Origin of the sequence: Candidatus Nitrospira nitrificans, from assembly GCF_001458775.1 — a bacterium.
GTDB classification, from domain to species: domain Bacteria; phylum Nitrospirota; class Nitrospiria; order Nitrospirales; family Nitrospiraceae; genus Nitrospira_D; species Nitrospira_D nitrificans.
In genome coordinates, this window is sequence record NZ_CZPZ01000032.1 from 19133 (window position 1) to 35054 (window position 15922).

General features: G+C 55.1%; 13 protein-coding genes and 1 tRNA gene. All 14 read left to right on the forward strand.

The genetic code is table 11. From position 1 onward, the window contains the following. Nucleotides 1-89 precede the first annotated feature (89 nt). Entirely contained in the window at nt 90-2036 is a 1947-nt protein-coding gene (gene dxs / locus COMA2_RS15385) for a 1-deoxy-D-xylulose-5-phosphate synthase (RefSeq protein WP_090900241.1), read from the forward strand. Between the two features lie 59 nt (nt 2037-2095). Beyond that, nucleotides 2096-3280, forward strand: a complete 1185-nt coding sequence (gene ispG, locus COMA2_RS15390; RefSeq protein ID WP_245631056.1) for a flavodoxin-dependent (E)-4-hydroxy-3-methylbut-2-enyl-diphosphate synthase — start codon at nt 2096-2098, stop codon at nt 3278-3280. Nucleotides 3281-3390: 110 nt separating this feature from the next. Next, nucleotides 3391-4737 carry a glycosyltransferase family 87 protein gene (locus tag COMA2_RS15395; protein ID WP_090900244.1) on the forward strand — a complete coding sequence of 449 codons (1347 nt, stop codon included), beginning with the start codon at nt 3391-3393 and terminating at the stop codon, nt 4735-4737. A gap of 148 nt (nt 4738-4885) precedes the next feature. Continuing rightward, nucleotides 4886-4960, forward strand: a tRNA-Cys gene (locus COMA2_RS15400). A 420-nt stretch (nt 4961-5380) separates the two neighbouring features. Further along, a complete protein-coding gene (gene hpnH / locus COMA2_RS15405; protein WP_090900247.1) occupies nt 5381-6397 on the forward strand; it encodes an adenosyl-hopene transferase HpnH in 1017 nt (338 codons plus the stop codon). A 76-nt stretch (nt 6398-6473) separates the two neighbouring features. Next, the gene (locus COMA2_RS15410; RefSeq protein ID WP_090900250.1) at nt 6474-6866 is read left to right on the forward strand and encodes a hypothetical protein; all 393 of its coding nucleotides are present in this window, start codon (nt 6474-6476) and stop codon (nt 6864-6866) included. Between the two features lie 255 nt (nt 6867-7121). Next, nucleotides 7122-7577, forward strand: a complete 456-nt coding sequence (locus COMA2_RS15415) for a hypothetical protein (RefSeq protein WP_090900252.1) — start codon at nt 7122-7124, stop codon at nt 7575-7577. Nucleotides 7578-7836: 259 nt separating this feature from the next. Beyond that, on the forward strand, nt 7837-8310 hold the full coding sequence (locus COMA2_RS15420) for a c-type cytochrome (protein WP_175304652.1): 474 nt from the start codon (nt 7837-7839) through the stop codon (nt 8308-8310). A gap of 52 nt (nt 8311-8362) precedes the next feature. Then, complete coding sequence (locus tag COMA2_RS15425; protein ID WP_139077420.1) at nt 8363-10075, forward strand: cytochrome ubiquinol oxidase subunit I; 1713 nt, start codon at nt 8363-8365, stop codon at nt 10073-10075. A 39-nt stretch (nt 10076-10114) separates the two neighbouring features. Next, complete coding sequence (locus COMA2_RS15430) at nt 10115-10933, forward strand: c-type cytochrome (protein ID WP_090900261.1); 819 nt, start codon at nt 10115-10117, stop codon at nt 10931-10933. Further along, entirely contained in the window at nt 10933-11868 is a 936-nt protein-coding gene (locus COMA2_RS15435; RefSeq protein WP_090900264.1) for a QcrA and Rieske domain-containing protein, read from the forward strand. Before COMA2_RS15430 ends, COMA2_RS15435 begins: the two co-directional genes overlap by 1 nt. Nucleotides 11869-11883: 15 nt before the next feature. Then, nucleotides 11884-13011, forward strand: coding sequence for a cytochrome b (locus COMA2_RS15440; protein ID WP_090900267.1), 1128 nt, complete (start codon nt 11884-11886; stop codon nt 13009-13011). Nucleotides 13012-13050: 39 nt separating this feature from the next. Continuing rightward, entirely contained in the window at nt 13051-14031 is a 981-nt protein-coding gene (locus tag COMA2_RS20305) for a hypothetical protein (RefSeq protein ID WP_175304653.1), read from the forward strand. Between the two features lie 17 nt (nt 14032-14048). Beyond that, on the forward strand, nt 14049-15908 hold the full coding sequence (locus COMA2_RS15445) for a cytochrome ubiquinol oxidase subunit I (protein ID WP_175304654.1): 1860 nt from the start codon (nt 14049-14051) through the stop codon (nt 15906-15908). Nucleotides 15909-15922: the final 14 nt, after the last annotated feature.

Genomic DNA, 15922 nt, shown 5'->3' on the forward strand with positions numbered 1-15922 from the left:
GTGAAACTCCACCCAAATTTAGCACCTAGTGCCGGTCGGTCCTGTACGTAGGCCAGCTGCTAATGAGGCGTGAACGAAGGAGACCATCTATGTCCATATTGAAGACGATCCATAGTCCTGCCGATCTGAAGCGGTTGTCTCCGGACAAATTTCCGGCATTGTGCCAGGAGATTCGTGAACAGATTATCGGAGCAGTCTCACATGTGGGCGGACATCTGGCTTCGAATTTAGGCGTCGTCGAGCTCACGGTCGCCTTGCAATATCTCCTGGACACGCCGACCGACAAAATCGTCTGGGACACCAGCAATCAGTCGTACACGCACAAACTCCTCACTGGCCGGCGTGAGCAGTTCCACACCCTTCGTCAGTATGGCGGATTGAGCGGGTTTTGTAAGCGGGAAGAGAGTGAATACGATACGTTCAACGCCGGCCATGCGGGGACCGGGGTGTCGGCCGCCTTCGGCATGGTCGAGGCCAGAGAGCAGTTGAAGCAGAAGAACAAGGTTGTCTGTGTCGTCGGCGACGGCGCCATGACGGCGGGGATGACGTTGGAAGGGCTGCACCATGCCGGGGGACTGGGAAAAGACTTTCTCGTGATTTTAAACGACAACCAAATGTCGATTTCGAAAAACGTGGGAGCCATTTCCGCCTACCTGAGTCGAACGATTACCGGCGAATTCTATGGCAAGGTGCGCCAGGAGACCGGTCAGCTGCTGGGGAAGATTCCTCACATCGGCTCCGACATGCAGAAACTCGCTCGCCGAGCCGAAGAACTTGCGAAAGGCGTGATTCTTCCGGGATTACTCTTTGAAGAGCTGGGGTTTCAGTACAGTGGGCCCATCGACGGCCACAATTTCGAGCATCTCCTTCCCACGCTTGAGAATGTATTGAAGATGGGGGGGCCGGTCCTGCTGCATATCATCACGAAGAAGGGGCTCGGGTACGAGCCGGCCATGAAAAATCCGGTGTGGTTCCATGCCTGCCCGCCGTTTGTTCGGGAGACTGGGGCGCCAGCGAAAAAGGCAGCACGCCCTTCGTATACGGCGATCGCGATGGATGCACTCGTCAAATTGGCCCGTGAAGATAAGCGCGTGGTAGCCATTACGGCAGCGATGTGTGAAGGTACGGGGTTGACGGGATTTGAAAAAGAGTTTCCGGATCGTCTGTATGACGTCGGGATTGCCGAGCAACATGCGGTGACGTTCGCGGCGGGGCTTGCGACGCAGGGCATGAAGCCGGTGGTGGCGATGTACGCGACCTTCCTGCAGCGAGCCTATGACCAGGTCGTGCACGATGTCGCCACCCAGAATCTTCCAGTGGCGTTCTTCATTGATCGAGGAGGACTCGTCGCGGAGGACGGGACGACTCATCATGGGGCCTTCGACTACGCGTACCTGCGGCACGTACCCAATATGGTTGTCATGGCTCCCAAAGATGAAAACGAACTGCAGCACATGGTGAAAACCTGTTTGGAGTTCAACGGACCGATTTCGGTTCGATATCCACGCGGGGTGAGTCTTGGAGTGAAAATGGACTCGGTTCCTCAGGCCTTGCCTCTCGGGAAAGGTGAGCTTCTCCGTGAGGGAACGGATGTGGCGATCATTGCGATCGGTGTCTCAGTGTGGCAGGCTGTTCAGGCAGCCGAACGGCTCGGTAATGAAGGGATCTCCACGACGGTCGTGAACGGACGATTCGTCAAGCCACTTGATCATGAATTGATCGTCGATGTGGCGAAGAGAGTCCGTTACGTCGTGACGGTGGAAGAAGGTTGTAAGATCGGTGGGTTTGGGTCCGCCGTGCTGGAAACCCTTTCTGAAGCCGGGCTGACGGACGTGAAGACAAAGGTTCTAGGCCTGCCCGATTGGTATATCGAACAGGGGCCCCAGGATCTGTTGCGGGAACGGTATGGGTTGACGGCTGAAGGAATCTATCAAAGCGTGAAGGAAGTGATCGGTAAAGCCCCAGCCGTAAAATCCCCCCTCACAGGTGCAGCGCTCGCCGGCCATCTCCCTCATGGAGATGAACAGGGGAGCTGATTCGGCAGTGAAACGTAAAAGGTGAGCGGTAAACAGTAGGGGGCTAAGCGGTTCAGACGATGCATATCAACAGACGCAAGACTCGGCAAATCCAAGTCGGCAAGGTGAAGGTCGGGGGCGATGCGCCCGTGTCCGTGCAATCCATGTGTTCGACGGACACACGCGATGTGACTGCAACGGTCGCGCAGATTCACCAGCTTGAAGCCGCCGGCTGCGAAATCATCCGCGTGGCCGTTCCGGACGACGAGGCCGCCCAAGCCCTTCCGCACATCAAAGCGGCCATGTCGGTACCGCTGATTGCCGACATTCACTTCGATCATCGGCTTGCCTTGAAGGCCGCCCAGATCGTCGATTGTGTCCGTATCAATCCCGGCAATATCGGTGCGTGGTGGAAAGTGGAAGAAGTCATCAAGGCCGTGAATGAGCGAGGAATTCCGCTTCGAGTCGGCGTCAATGGCGGGTCGCTCGAACGACCATTGCTGGAGAAGTACGGATGGCCTTCTCCGGAGGCGTTGGCCGAGTCGGCGCTGAACGCCGTGCGTGCGCTCGAAGACGTGGGCTTTACCAACATGAAAGTGTCGCTCAAAGCCTCGGACGTCCATCACGCGATCGATGCCTACTGGCTCTTTGCCCATCAGTCCGATTATCCTTTGCATATCGGGATTACCGAGGCGGGAACGGCCATGACGGGTGCGGTGAAGTCTTCCATCGGCCTGGGGTACTTGCTTTCGCAGGGCATAGGGGACACGTTGCGTGTGTCGTTGGCGGCGGATCCGGTCGACGAAGTCAAAGTCGGATTTGAAATTCTCAAGTCACTTGAATTACGTCATCGGGGTATCAATGTCATCGCGTGCCCGACTTGTGGGCGCGTTGAAATCGACGTCGTCCGGATGGCGAACGAATTGGAGAAGAAGCTCGGGCATATCAAGACCCCGTTGAACGTGTCGGTGTTGGGTTGTGTCGTCAATGGTATCGGAGAGGGGAAAGAGGCCGATATCGGGATTGCCGGCGGCGAGGGCAAAGGCATTTTATTCAAGAAAGGGAAGCTCGTTCGCAAGGTTCCCATGGAAGAATTGATGGACACACTCATCGAAGAAGTCGAATTGCTGGCCAAGGAAAAAGAAGCAGAAAGCAACGGCGAAGCGATAGCATCTGTCCCTTCGAACGGCTGGGAATCGCTGGAGCCCCAATCCGATCATCCTTCGACGCGAGGAAAAGAAATACCGGTCTTGCCTCTCAGGTAACGGGCGCTGTGAAGACATAGTCACACTCACCGATAATCAAGCTTCCCACTCTTGTACAAAAGAAACGATTGACGCGCTTTCACCGCGTCATGTATTTGTGCCTCTGAATCATGGAAGCCAAGCCTACCATCAGCCGACTCAGTGAGTTCATCAGATCTCCCTTGTCTGTAAGAGTGGTGAAGGTCGGTCTTATGATCGCGGCAGCGGTGCACGGCTACATCATCTCTTTTGGGCGGTCATTTCACTTCCGTGACATCGATATCCATCGCGAGATCGGACGGCGCTTTCTCTCAGGGGAATATCTCTACGCGAACGATTACTGTTACATGTATTTACCAACGACCGGCATCTATTTCTCCCCATTGCTTATCCTGAACAGAAACCCGAGCCTGGCCCTGCGGTACGCGGTCGCTGTCGGATGTTTGGTCATCACTGTCATGCTGTTCCACCGCATGTTGTGCGGCAGATCAGACATGAACGTGTGGAGTCGGCTCGTGGTCGGCATCGGCGCAGGGCTGTTGACCCTGCAATTCATCTTGAATGATCTTGATGACGGCGGCCCCCATCTCATCCTGTTGGGGATTCTGGCCGGCGGAATCTACGCGATATGGGTTGGGAGAGAGCGGCTGGGAGCGGCGTTGGTTGGGTTTGGCATCGTGCTCAAGATTACCCCGGCGCTCTTCGTGCTGCTGTTCCTTTGGAAGCGGCAATGGCGAGTCGCCTCGTACACGATGCTCGCGACGATCTTGTGGGTTCTGCTGCCCGTCCTCTATATGGGACCCACGAGTTGGTGGGAACATCACACGGAATGGACCAGGAATGCCGTGTTATCCGTGCTTGATCGGCAGGCAGAGGGTCGGCAGGAAAATGAGCTTCAGAAGGCGAACCTCTCGCTCCGCCATACCATGTTACGGTATTTGGTGACATATCCGCCGACTCATCGGCTTCGGCAGGTGGATCCGGGATATCAACCGGTATTAGATCTGCCGTCTCCCGTCGCGAACGGGATCTTTGGGGTTGCCGCGCTCAGCCTGCTTGGTGTATTTGCGTGGTCGAGTCGCCGGGCGTTTCAAGGGCCGGGAGATCCTACGTGGGCAAGGGATTGCGCCGGAACCTTGGTCTTGGCCCTATTATTTTCTCCGATCACCTGGGACCAGCACCTGGTGTGGATGATTCCGGCGGCCTGTGTCGTCGTAGCGGCCGCAGCGAGATTGAGCGGAGCGTTAACCCGCACGGGATATATCATGCTGGCCGTGTATGTGGTGTTGACCATGGTCTTGAATTACGAGGTTGTGGGTTCAGCCAAATGGGAAGCGCTGAAAAGTTATCATCATCTTGGCATTGCCATGCTGATCCTGTATGCGCTGTTTCTGAGCAGCCGAGGCACAGGGAGCGATCTCGGCTCGCGTCTTGGGAAAATGCCGCCCGGCCACTCCCGCATGGTCCGTGACACCTAGCACCCTGCTCCGGCCATGCTTGCGTGCTTATGCCGAAACATTTCGTCGTAGCGAATTTGCCCGACTCATGAAGTTGTGGTCTGGCTGGTGATAGCTGTAGTCTCGGGTTGTGTTCCCGAAAACGAAGCGACTATAATGCACGTTCCGAGGCGCCGTACCCAAGTGGTAAGGGAGCAGTCTGCAAAACTGCGATGCAGCGGTTCGAACCCGCTCGGCGCCTCCATACCAACCTTTGGTTGACCCGCGCGCTATTTAACGCTTTATGGTGACTGGCGCGCGCGGATAAACTCCTCAAGTGTCCGGCTATTCACTGCGCTTGTGCCGCCGCGTTCGATTCAAATCGCGGCGAATAGGTACTTCCCCACCATTAGGCTCTCATTCTTCATTCGCACGATCCCGCGCTTTCAGGTTCGGCGCGAATGGATTACTTCTTGCTGTTCAGCGGATGGAGCGATGGGATCTTTTCCATGCGTCTGTGTGACGGCTGGAAGACCAGGAAATGGAAGACGTAAAAATTGACGCTTCTCAGGTGAGATGTTACAATCCCGACCATTCTTGTGCTTCCAAGTGCAGCTACGGTTCGTAGCTGTTCATATATACAGGGCCGAAAGAACAACAACGCGAACTAGTTAAGGAGAACGGAATGGCTGTTCCGATTTCCCAGATGTATACCGTGGCGACGTATGTGCTCTCCCAGAAGCTGAAGGGAGTGAAGCGATATCCCTTGGTACTGATGCTCGAACCACTCTTTCGATGCAACCTGGCGTGCGCGGGCTGTGGGAAGATCCAGTATCCCGATCATATCCTCGACAAGCGGTTGACGCCTGAACAATGCTGGGCGGCGGCGGAAGAATGCGGAGCGCCCATGGTGAGTATTCCAGGAGGGGAGCCGCTCATTCATCCTGAAATCGCCAAAATCGTCCAGGGCTTGGTGGACCGAAAGAAATATATTTATCTTTGTACGAACGCCATTCTCTTGGAGCGAAAGCTGGACGAGTATCAGCCTTCGAAGTACCTGACCTTCAGCGTCCATATGGATGGACTCAAGGACGAACACGATTTAGCCGTCTGTCGGGACGGGGTCTATGAAGTGGCTGTCAGGGCGATCAAGGCGGCACTCAAGCGCGGGCATCGGGTGACGACCAACACCACCTTATTCGATGATGCGAATCCAGAGCGGGTCAGAACATTTTTCGATGAAATGATGGCGCTCGGCGTCGAAGGGATGACCATCTCTCCAGGGTATAGTTATCAAAAGGCCCCGGATCAGCAACATTTTTTGAAGCGGGCGCGAATTCAGGAACTCTTTTCCAAGATCCTTGCTCGCCCCAAGCCGGGTTGGCAGTTCAATCAATCACCCTTGTTTTTGGATTTCCTTATGGGTCGGCGTGAGTATCAATGCACGCCATGGGGGAACCCAACGTACAACGTCTTCGGATGGCAGAAGCCCTGCTATTTACTCCAAGAAGGATATGCCGCGACCTTCCAGGAACTGATGGACTCGACGGAGTGGGAGCGGTATGGGACCGGCCGAAATGAAAAGTGCGCCGATTGCATGGTGCATTGCGGCTACGAGGCATCGGCCGTTGAGGATACGTTCAGCACGGCCTCTGGATTTGTGAGGACAGCTAAATTGACCCTGTCGCCTACGTCTCGTTAATCGTTCAACGTTAATCGCAGTCCTTGCACTCTTTTCGTTTAACGAGTGACGATTCACGGATAACGGCCTCCTGCAAATGACTGACACGAAGAATCATATAGCCGGCATGGCCGGTTCTCTTGAAGGGCGTGTGTTTACGCCGAGTTCTACCGCGGAAATAACGGAAGCCGTCGAGCTCGCGTTCGACTATCGTGGCGATGTGACGTTAACGCTCCGTTCCGGCCAATCGGTCACCGGATATCTCTACAATCGATACGTCGCCGCTTCCGAGTCGTATCTTGAGCTATTCTCCACGGACTGCCCGGATGCTCAGCGCATTCCGTACTCTGAAATTGCCACGATTGCATTTACCGGGGAAGACACGGCAAATGGAAAATCGTGGGAGTCCTGGGTGTCAAAAAAAGAGTCCGAGCGTCAGACGGAAGCCGCAAAGATTGAAGCGGTTGCGCGCACAAAGGGCTATCTCTAGAACTCCTGCCGGCCCGCCGATTCTTAACAATCAAAATTGTCCAAGACCTTTGTCTATCAGGGAAATCGCCTCCCTTTTCATTGACAAAGATGGAGTGCTGTGTTAGAAACGCCTGCCCAAATCTAGCGTGCTCGTTATACGGCGAGCGTGTATTTTTTAAAGGAGCGAGCGACGAGTCAGCGGTCAAGTTCGAAGCTTGCTAGTCAAAGTCTGGCAGGACTGTCTGTCCTGACTTGCGGTCTAGTAATGAGCATAATGTTTCCACCGGTGGCTTCAGCCACGCATGAAGCGGATCATCGTTTCATGGTGGAGGGTTATGTGTGCGGGCCGGACGGCAAGGGACTTTCGAATACCGAGGTTCTTGTCAAGGATACGAGAATTTCGTACGGTCAGGTCGTGCGGACAGATGGGGATGGCTACTACAAGGCGATGTTCCATCTGCACAACGACAATTTGGGCGATCCCCTTTTGGTAGAGGCAAGAGGGGAACAGCAAAACTTTAAAGTTGAATTCGATCCAAAAGATCTAGAGAGTGACCGGAAGATCCGCGTTAACTTTGGAACCGGTTGTGATGCGGGTGGACCTCCTTCCTGGATTTGGTGGGGCGGCGGGGCGGTGGTTGCGGTAGTCGGCGGTGTGATCGGGATGAAGCTAGCCCGTTCTCAGCGGCAGCGGGTCAAGGTGAAGTCGCGGGGAAAAAGAAAATCTTAATAGCTGATAATGGGCCCGAGGGCTGCGGGGTGTCTCGCCGAATCGGCTGAAGTGGGGCGAGGGGTATTGTGCAGGGCTATCGAAACGATTCTAAGCAGAACGCTTTTGTTGGGGGAAGTGAAGTGCCTCGGCGGAAGCGTTTTTTTGTGTGCCTGCCGTTTTTTCGATCACTTTGTGGTTTCGGCGACAGTCTCCCCCAATGCAAGAGTGATGGATCGCAATGAATGTGAGGATAGGCTCAATTCACGCGGTGTTGGTTATGAGTCTCGGGCTGTTGTCGAGTTGCGGTGGAGAGCAAGGCGGAGAGGGGCCGATCGTGCCGCCGCCTCCCCCTCCGGCTGAATATGCCGATAAACATATGCCGGCAGACTGGTGGGGGGATGCTCAGAAGTTTGAGCAAGGGCGGAAGTTGTACGTGGGTGAGACAAATCCCGACGTGAATTGTGCCAGCTGCCATGGCAAAGACGGAAAGCCGGTGAAGGCGGGAGCCACCGATTTCAGAAATCCTGAGAGGATGAAGCTTTATTCAGACTCTGTGTGGTTCTGGCGCATCTCCGAGGGTGTACCCAATACCAAGATGAAGGGCTGGAAGAGCAAGCTCTCAGATGAAGATCGTTGGAAGCTTGTGCTGTATGAGCGGAATTTTGCAATGGCGGGAAAGACCTGGAGTGAAGAGAAAAAGCAGTGGGTCGATTCCGGAGGTCTTGCGGTAGTCTTGACCGACGCTAAGTAGGGTGTGTGGATTATATGGACAGAAAGAAAAGCATAGGGGGCATCGAGGCACCGTGAAAAAACTGTCGCGCAGTCTCCTGACTCTTGCAGCAATTCTGGCGCCGTGTGTGCTTGGTGTCGCCGGCGTGAGCGCCCAGGAGTCTGGGATGTCTCCGGTGGAGTTTCCGTACACGGGTAATCGAACGGCTGTATGGATCGTCGCCCAGCTTCATATCTTGTTTGCCGCGTTCATCCTGGGCGCGCCGATCTTTGTCGTCATTTCGGAGTGGTTGGGCTATCGGAAGCAAGACCCACGTTATGATCGACTGGCGAAAGAGATCACAAAGGTCACGGTCATCCTCTTCAGCATGACGGCTGTGACCGGCGGTTTGTTTATTTTCGTCCTACTTGCGGCCTATCCGCAGTTTACCACGTCGTTCATTAATCAATTTTATATGGTCTTTGCGATTCTCTATCCGGCGTTGTTTATCGCCGAGACCATTCTCATGTATGCCTATCTCTATACATGGGATATGTGGAAGGGCGAAAAGAAAGGGCGTCATATCGCCTTGGGCGTGCTCTTGAATCTCGTGTGTTTGCTGATCTTGTTCGTGATCAATGGCCCCACGTCGTTCATGAATACACCGCCGAAGGCCGAGGGGGTTTCGCCTCAAGATTTTATCGCCGCGGCTACCTTGTGGGATAAGATTGCCAATCAAAGTTGGTTCCCTCTGAGTCTTCACCGGATTGATGGGAATGTGGCGTTCGGGGGTTTTATCGCCGGGATGATCGCTGCCTACATGTATATGGGGGCCAAGACGCAGGAGGAGAGGGCCTACTACGATTGGATGGGTTTCGCCGCCATTTGGATTGCGGTGGGTGGGTCATTGTTACAGCCGTTCACGGGACTCTTGTTGGCCTACGAAATGTGCGATTACGATTTTTCGTTTTGTCCGTACATGATGGCCGACCAGCTGTCCATGTTCTTTGAAATGCAGGGGGTGATGATCGGGCTCCTGTTCTTGGCTATCAACTATTACAGTTGGCTCAGCCTCAAGCGAATCGAAGGCGCGGACAATGTTCGGATCACCATTCTCGCGCCTATCGTCTTGGTGGTGTTGCTCCCCGTCACGATGTGGGTCATGAATACCTATTGGATTCCAGATCCGATGTCCCTGGTATTCCTCCTGCCCTTAGCGGTATCGCCGTTCCTGCTGGGTCGGTTCGTTCCAATGACCGTTTCCGCGAGGACCGTCATCAAGATCGGCTTTATCGTCATGCTCCTCAGCGATGCCGTCTGGCTGACTCCGGCCGGATTTGTGGCCACCGGCACCGATATGCCGGATGAGATGAAGTTGCCGGAGGGATGGGACTATCTGGCGTCGATGCCGGCAAAACTTTCTGCGATTTTGACGTTGGTGTTCGTAACGGTTGTCAACTTCGTTCTGTATAACCGGACCATCAAGCAAGGCACGATTCTCTGGGGAAAAATCGACTTCGCGTCGCAATTCGTGTTGATTTTCCTGGCCTTCACCTCGACATGGATCATGGGTTTGATGGGGGCGGTGCGGTCATTGCTCAAAAAATATTTCCATACCTATAGTTTGGTGTCGGATCTCGGCCCGGAATCGTTTACTCCGACGCTTTCGTATTCCGCGGGATGGATTACAGCGATTACCGTCGTGTTTATCGCGGTCGTTAGCGTGGCTGCGCTTGTGGCTCTTCGGACTTCCGTTGCGCGGGTGCGGGAGCCGGAGGGAAGCGCCGTTCCGATCGCGGCCAAATAATCACCGTTTCGAACGCCTGCCAAGGCAACGGGAATTTGCATGGGGAACATAATCAATAAGCTGGGTTTGGGGTTAGTGGTTGGCGGTGTGCTTGTCGCCATCACGCACTCGCAGGAGCTGCCGTTCTCTTTCCAATTGCTCTTCTTCATCGTCTCGTTGGTCGGGGCATTGGTTTTCATACTGCTTGACGCGCGGCCGCTCGGTACGATGAGCGGTGGGAAGTCCCTATTGGCCGTGATCGCGTTCTGGGTCTTCATGCTGACCGTGTCTGTCGCTGGACCGTCCCTCTTGCCTCAGTTTGACCCCGAAGACGAAAAGGCAAAGATCGGCAAGTTGTTGGATAAAGAGCGAAAGCAGTCCGCGCAGGGTAAGGCGGAAGAGTTGATTGCCCGAGCCAAGGCTCTCGATGGGCAAGTGAAGGCTCTGGAGGACCGGCTTAAGGGACTGGGCGGCGGTCAGGCTGCAACGGCAACCTCGGCGCCTCCTGCTGGGAATAAGCCTCCTTCGACAGCCGGTGCGTCTGCCGGGGGTGACGGCGATATTATGAAGGTGGGTGAGGAGCAGTGGCAACTGCAGGAATGTTACAACTGCCACAAGCTGAGGGGCGAAGGCGGAAAGAAACGCGGCCCCGAATTGGATAATATCGGTACCTTGCTGACTGTCGATGAGATTCAAACGAAGATTGCGGACCCTAAGAGCTTTATGGCCGAGGGATATGAGAAGGAATGGCAGAAGGGCATTATGCCCAACAAGTTTAAGGATCTCATGGACCCCAAAGAAATGCAGGCCCTTGCCGCCTGGTTAGGGACCTTCAAGAACACCTCGGTGAATACCCCCAAGCCGATCAAGAAGAACTAATGCTGCAACCGAAGCTGAAATCCAAGGTCCGGTGCACCGACCACGACATTGGTGAAGTCACGAAGGTCGTGCTCGATCCGCTTTCCCACGAGATCAGCCACATCGTGGTGTCGATGAACGGGAGCGGCGAACGGCAAGTCGCCATGGGCCATGTCCAGGTCGTGACGGACGATCTTGTGCAGTTGCGCGCGCCGTCAACGGAAATTCTCGCGTTACCTCCTTTCAAGCGGGACGACTATGTCACCACGCATGAAGTGGAGATCTCGCATCTCGAAGACCATATCCATGTGACTCCGGGCGAGGTGTTGGTGCCTCTGCCGGATTTGGAGAAAAGTGTCAAACGCCGCACGTTTTTCATGAATTTCACCAACGTCATCGGGTTTTTGATCGGTCTTCCCATTGCGTATCCGATCGTCCGCTTTCTCATGAAGCCGATGTACGCGGATTTCGACAACGAATGGTTGAAGGTCGGGAATGTCAGCAAGATCAAGCAGGACGACGTTGGTGTGCAGTTTAAGTACAAAAAAAAGGTCAAAGAAGTGTATATGCCGGAGGCCGAAGTCGATAAAAACGTCTGGGTGTTGCGCGCCACTCCGGAGCTTCTTGAGAGAGTGTATCAAGGGAAGGATGCCGAATTCCGTGATGCCAGAGGGAGGACGATCTGGACCAACAAGAAAGACGTTCCCTACCTGGCGTTCTCCGGCAAGTGCCCGCATTTGGGGTGCGCGTTCAAGTGGCGGCAACATAAATCACTCGGACAGGTGTTTCTCTGCCCGTGCCATCTCAGCATTTACGATGCTGCGGGACAGGTGCTCGACGGTCCGGCTCCGCGCGCGCTCGACGCCTTGCCCGTGAGGGTTTCTGCGGCGGGGGAAGTTGAGGTCATCGACATGGAGTTCAAGGCCGGTACGAAGTCGCAAATTCGGATCATTTGAAAGCTGGCGGTCGATATGGATAGTAAACAGTCATCTCCCGCAACGATTTCCGATCATCAGCCCAGCACGATGGAAAAGCTCGTCGCGTTCTTGGACGAACGGGTCGGCCTCAAGGAAATGCAGGCCAAGATGCTCAACGAGCCGATCCCCGGCGGCTCTCGCTGGGCCTATGTGTTCGGCTCTATCTTGCTCTTCATCTTTGCGATGCAGGCGCTGACGGGTACGCTGCTCATGTTCTATTATGTGCCGACGGCGGACCATGCATGGGCCAGTACGCAATTTATCATTCACGATGTCGATTATGGTTGGTTCATCCTGGGCTACCATTTCTGGGGGTCCAGCGCCATGGTCGTCTGTGTGATCGCTCACATGTCGCAGGTGTTTCTGTGGGGTGCCTATAAAAAGCCGAGAGAGTTGCTCTGGATCGTTGGTCTGGCCCTATTGGGTGTCGTCATTACCTTCGGCTTTACCGGCTATCTCCTGCCCTGGGATCAACGGGCGTTCTGGGCGACGACGGTTGGTGTCGAGATTCTCGATAAGACCCCCGTTATCGGTGATTTTATCGCTCGGTTTTTGAAAGGTGGGCCGACTCCCGGGCAGATGACCTTGAGTCGTTTTTTTGTCCTGCATGTCATGATTCTCCCGGCCGCGCTCATGGCCCTTGCCGGGTTGCACATATTCCTGTTTCGCGTGGCCGCTCCCGCCGGTCCCTTCACCGGCACGGTGGAGGAGATCAAGGCAAAGACCGACTATTTCTTTCCCCGTCAAATTTGGAAAGACATGGTCGGGATGGCGTTCGTCTTCTTCAGTATCTGCGCATTGGCTCTCTGGGAGCCGGTGGTCCTCTTGGATGAGGCAGCGCCCGACCCCGGGGACTACCATCCCGAGCCTGAATGGTATTTTCTGTTCTACTTCCAGCTCCTTCGGTTGAAACTGTTCGCCGGCGAGTTTGGCCAATTCATGGGGGCCGTGGCGTTGCCCGTCGCCTTCATGGCTTTGCTCGTCGCGCTTCCGTTCATCGACAAGGATCCCGAGCGAAATATTTTCAAACGGCCGATCGCCCTCATCAGCTGGATTGCCATCATGGTGGTCATCGTCTTGTTCACGGTGGCGTCGGTGATTAACCGGGAGTTCCTAGACTGATTCTGGTATACGTGGGCTATGGCTGAAGAACGCGACTCCATGTCTCCAACGAAGATAGGGTTCAGCATCCTCTGGTCCGCCTGTTGGACCGGTATGGTGGTGAAGTCGGTGTTTGCCGTTCTTCTCTTGACGATGGGATTGGTGCATTTCGAAGGGAGATTCGGGCTTGCCGTGGTGATGTTGCTGATCAGCCCGGTCACCGTCTTTGCGATTCCGATCATCATGGCCGTGTTTGGGACGCACTTTGGCGAAGGGATCGGCCTCGAGATCCTGTTCTGGCTCTCGATCCCGGTCGATATTTGGGCCCTCGGCCTGGTTGGCCGCACGTTTTTTCTTGAGCGACTCAGGAAAGAGCCGCCCGAAGGGCTTGGACTTGCCATTTGGTGGAGAGCCGCTCTCGTGGGGGCCTTCTTTCTCCCGGCGCTCTGGGGTGCCGTGAGTTTCGTCACGGATAACGCGATTACCGCGTCTCACTCGATGGCCGAAATAGAAAGTCTTCGGCACCTCTTTGACAACGGCCTGCCGATAGCCGAACGGATAGGTCTTGAACTGACCATCTGGGGAACCATCTCTTCAGCCTTACTGACCGTCCTCTCGCTGATCGGAGTCTCCATTTTTGGACAAATCATTCGGCGCATTTCGGAAGATTGCAAACCGACTTCAGAAAGTTATCAAGGACTCATTACGCGCTGGGACCTGATGCGTGTGCCGACCGATCAAGGGCTGCTGTTGACGACGCTCGCGGGCGTGGGCATCGTGTTTTCGGTGATGTTTTGGTCGATACTGCCCGTGACGACTCCCCATCCGCACGACTGCTGTAAAAAACCAGACGCACGGGTCGAGCCGGCATTCAAACCGGTCGAGTCGTTGAACAGCAGCGCTCAGCGTGTTGCGACGCTAGCGGCGCAAATCGAGACCATGGAGCAGCAAAAGGTCGCCGCAAAAGATCAAAAAACAAAGGGCAAGGGGAAGACCGAAGGCGGAACGATCGTGGATTCAACTGCCAAGGCGAAACCGTAACTTTACGAGGTGATGTGGTGAGTGCCATACGACAAGAGACGGAAACGATTCAATCAGCTTTTCGAACCGTCAGAAACCAGGGCGGATGGTTCGGAGGTCTCTTGTTGACGGCAGTCTGGCTGGCGCTTCCTTCGCTCGGCATCGCGGCGGAAGGCACGGCGGCCGGTCCGACGGAATATCGGGATATCCCCTATGTCGGCAGTCGGAATCTCGTATGGATCGTGGCGCAGTTGCATCTCCTGCTTGCCGGATTTGTCTTGGGCGTGCCCATCTTCGCATGGCTCTGCGAGGTGATCGCTTGGCGAGGGGGCGAAAAACGTTACGATAAGCTCGCAAAAGAGTTTACCAAGCTCCTGACCTCTGCCTATGCGACCACCGCGTTGTTCGGCGGGATCTTGTTGTTTCTCTTAGTCTCGTTTTACCCCAAGCTGATGAACTATTTGACGGACGTCTTTTTCCCTTCCTTTTTGCTCTATTGCTTCCTGTTCTTATTGGAAACGGCGACGCTGTATCTGTACTGGTACGGATGGGATGCCATGCAGCACGGCAGGAAGAAGACCTTGCACGTGTTTCTTGGGTTTCTCCTGAACTTCTTCGCTTTGTTCATTATGATTGTGCCCAATGCCTGGGCCACGTTCCAGTCCAGCCCGGTCGTGATTTCAGACGGGACCGCCTTTGAAAGGGCCTGGGCCGCGACGTGGAACCCGACGTGGTGGCCGATCAATATCCATCGGCTCATCGCCAACGTCGTGCTGGGCGGATACATCTGTGGAGCCTATGCAGGCGTCCGGTACTTATCGGTCAAGAGCGCCGAAGAACGGGAGCATTACGATTGGATGGGGTATGTCGGCAACTTTATCGGCGTGTTCGGTCTGCTGGCCCTGCCGTTTGCCGGCTATTGGCTCATGCGGGAGATCTACCAGTACAACCAGCAGATGGGCATTACGCTGATGGGGGGATTCCTGTCCTGGCTCTTCATCATTCAGGCCATGTTGATCGGGGTGCTGTTCCTCGGATCGAACTATTACTTCTGGCTTGGGATTACCTATCGCATCCCCGGGTCGGAGCAAAAATACCGCCGAGCCATGTTGATGATGCTGATCAGTTTATTGCTGTGTTTGGCTGTGTGGATGACCCCGCACTCGCTGGTCGCCAGCATTGAAGAGGCTCAGAAAATGGGAGGGGCTCATCACCCGTTGCTTGGGGTTCTCGGTGTCATGTCGGCTAAAATGACGGTGTCGAATCTCATGATTCTGATTACCTTCATGAGCTTCGTCATGTATTGGCGGGCTGGGAAGCAAGATACAGCGGGATGGGCGAAGCTGGGAAAGGCGGTCATGGGCGCCGTGTTGGTGCTGGCCAGCATCGCCGTCATCGTCCTTGGGGTATGGGGCTACTTTGTCCCGGCGATCGTTCGCATCAATTATTTCTCTACCTCTCAGGTCGCGATCGTGGGCTTCGTCATTCTCACGATCACCCCCTTGACAGCGCTCTTGCTCAAGAGTGCCAAGACGACGACGGAGATGGTCTGGGGCAGCATGCCCCCGCGCGCCGGCTATGCCCTCGTCCTCAATGCCGTCATGGTCATCCTCCTCATGACGTTGATGGGTTACGCCCGGTCCTCGTCCCGCGTCCATTGGCATGTGTATGGGGTGATGCGCGATACGTCGCCGTACGCCTATTCGCCGGCTCTCGGCAGCGCCTCGCTGATTATGGCCTTCTGCACGTTTTTCTTCTGCATTCTCGTGGCGTTTATCTTCTGGGTCGCCACCATGGGCGATAAGTACAAGACCGCTTCCGGAACAGGAAAGGGAGACTTGCCGCACGGCATCCCGGCGATGGCCGGAGGGGCTCCGGAAGAGCGGCCACAGCAATAGGTGAAAGTCATGCA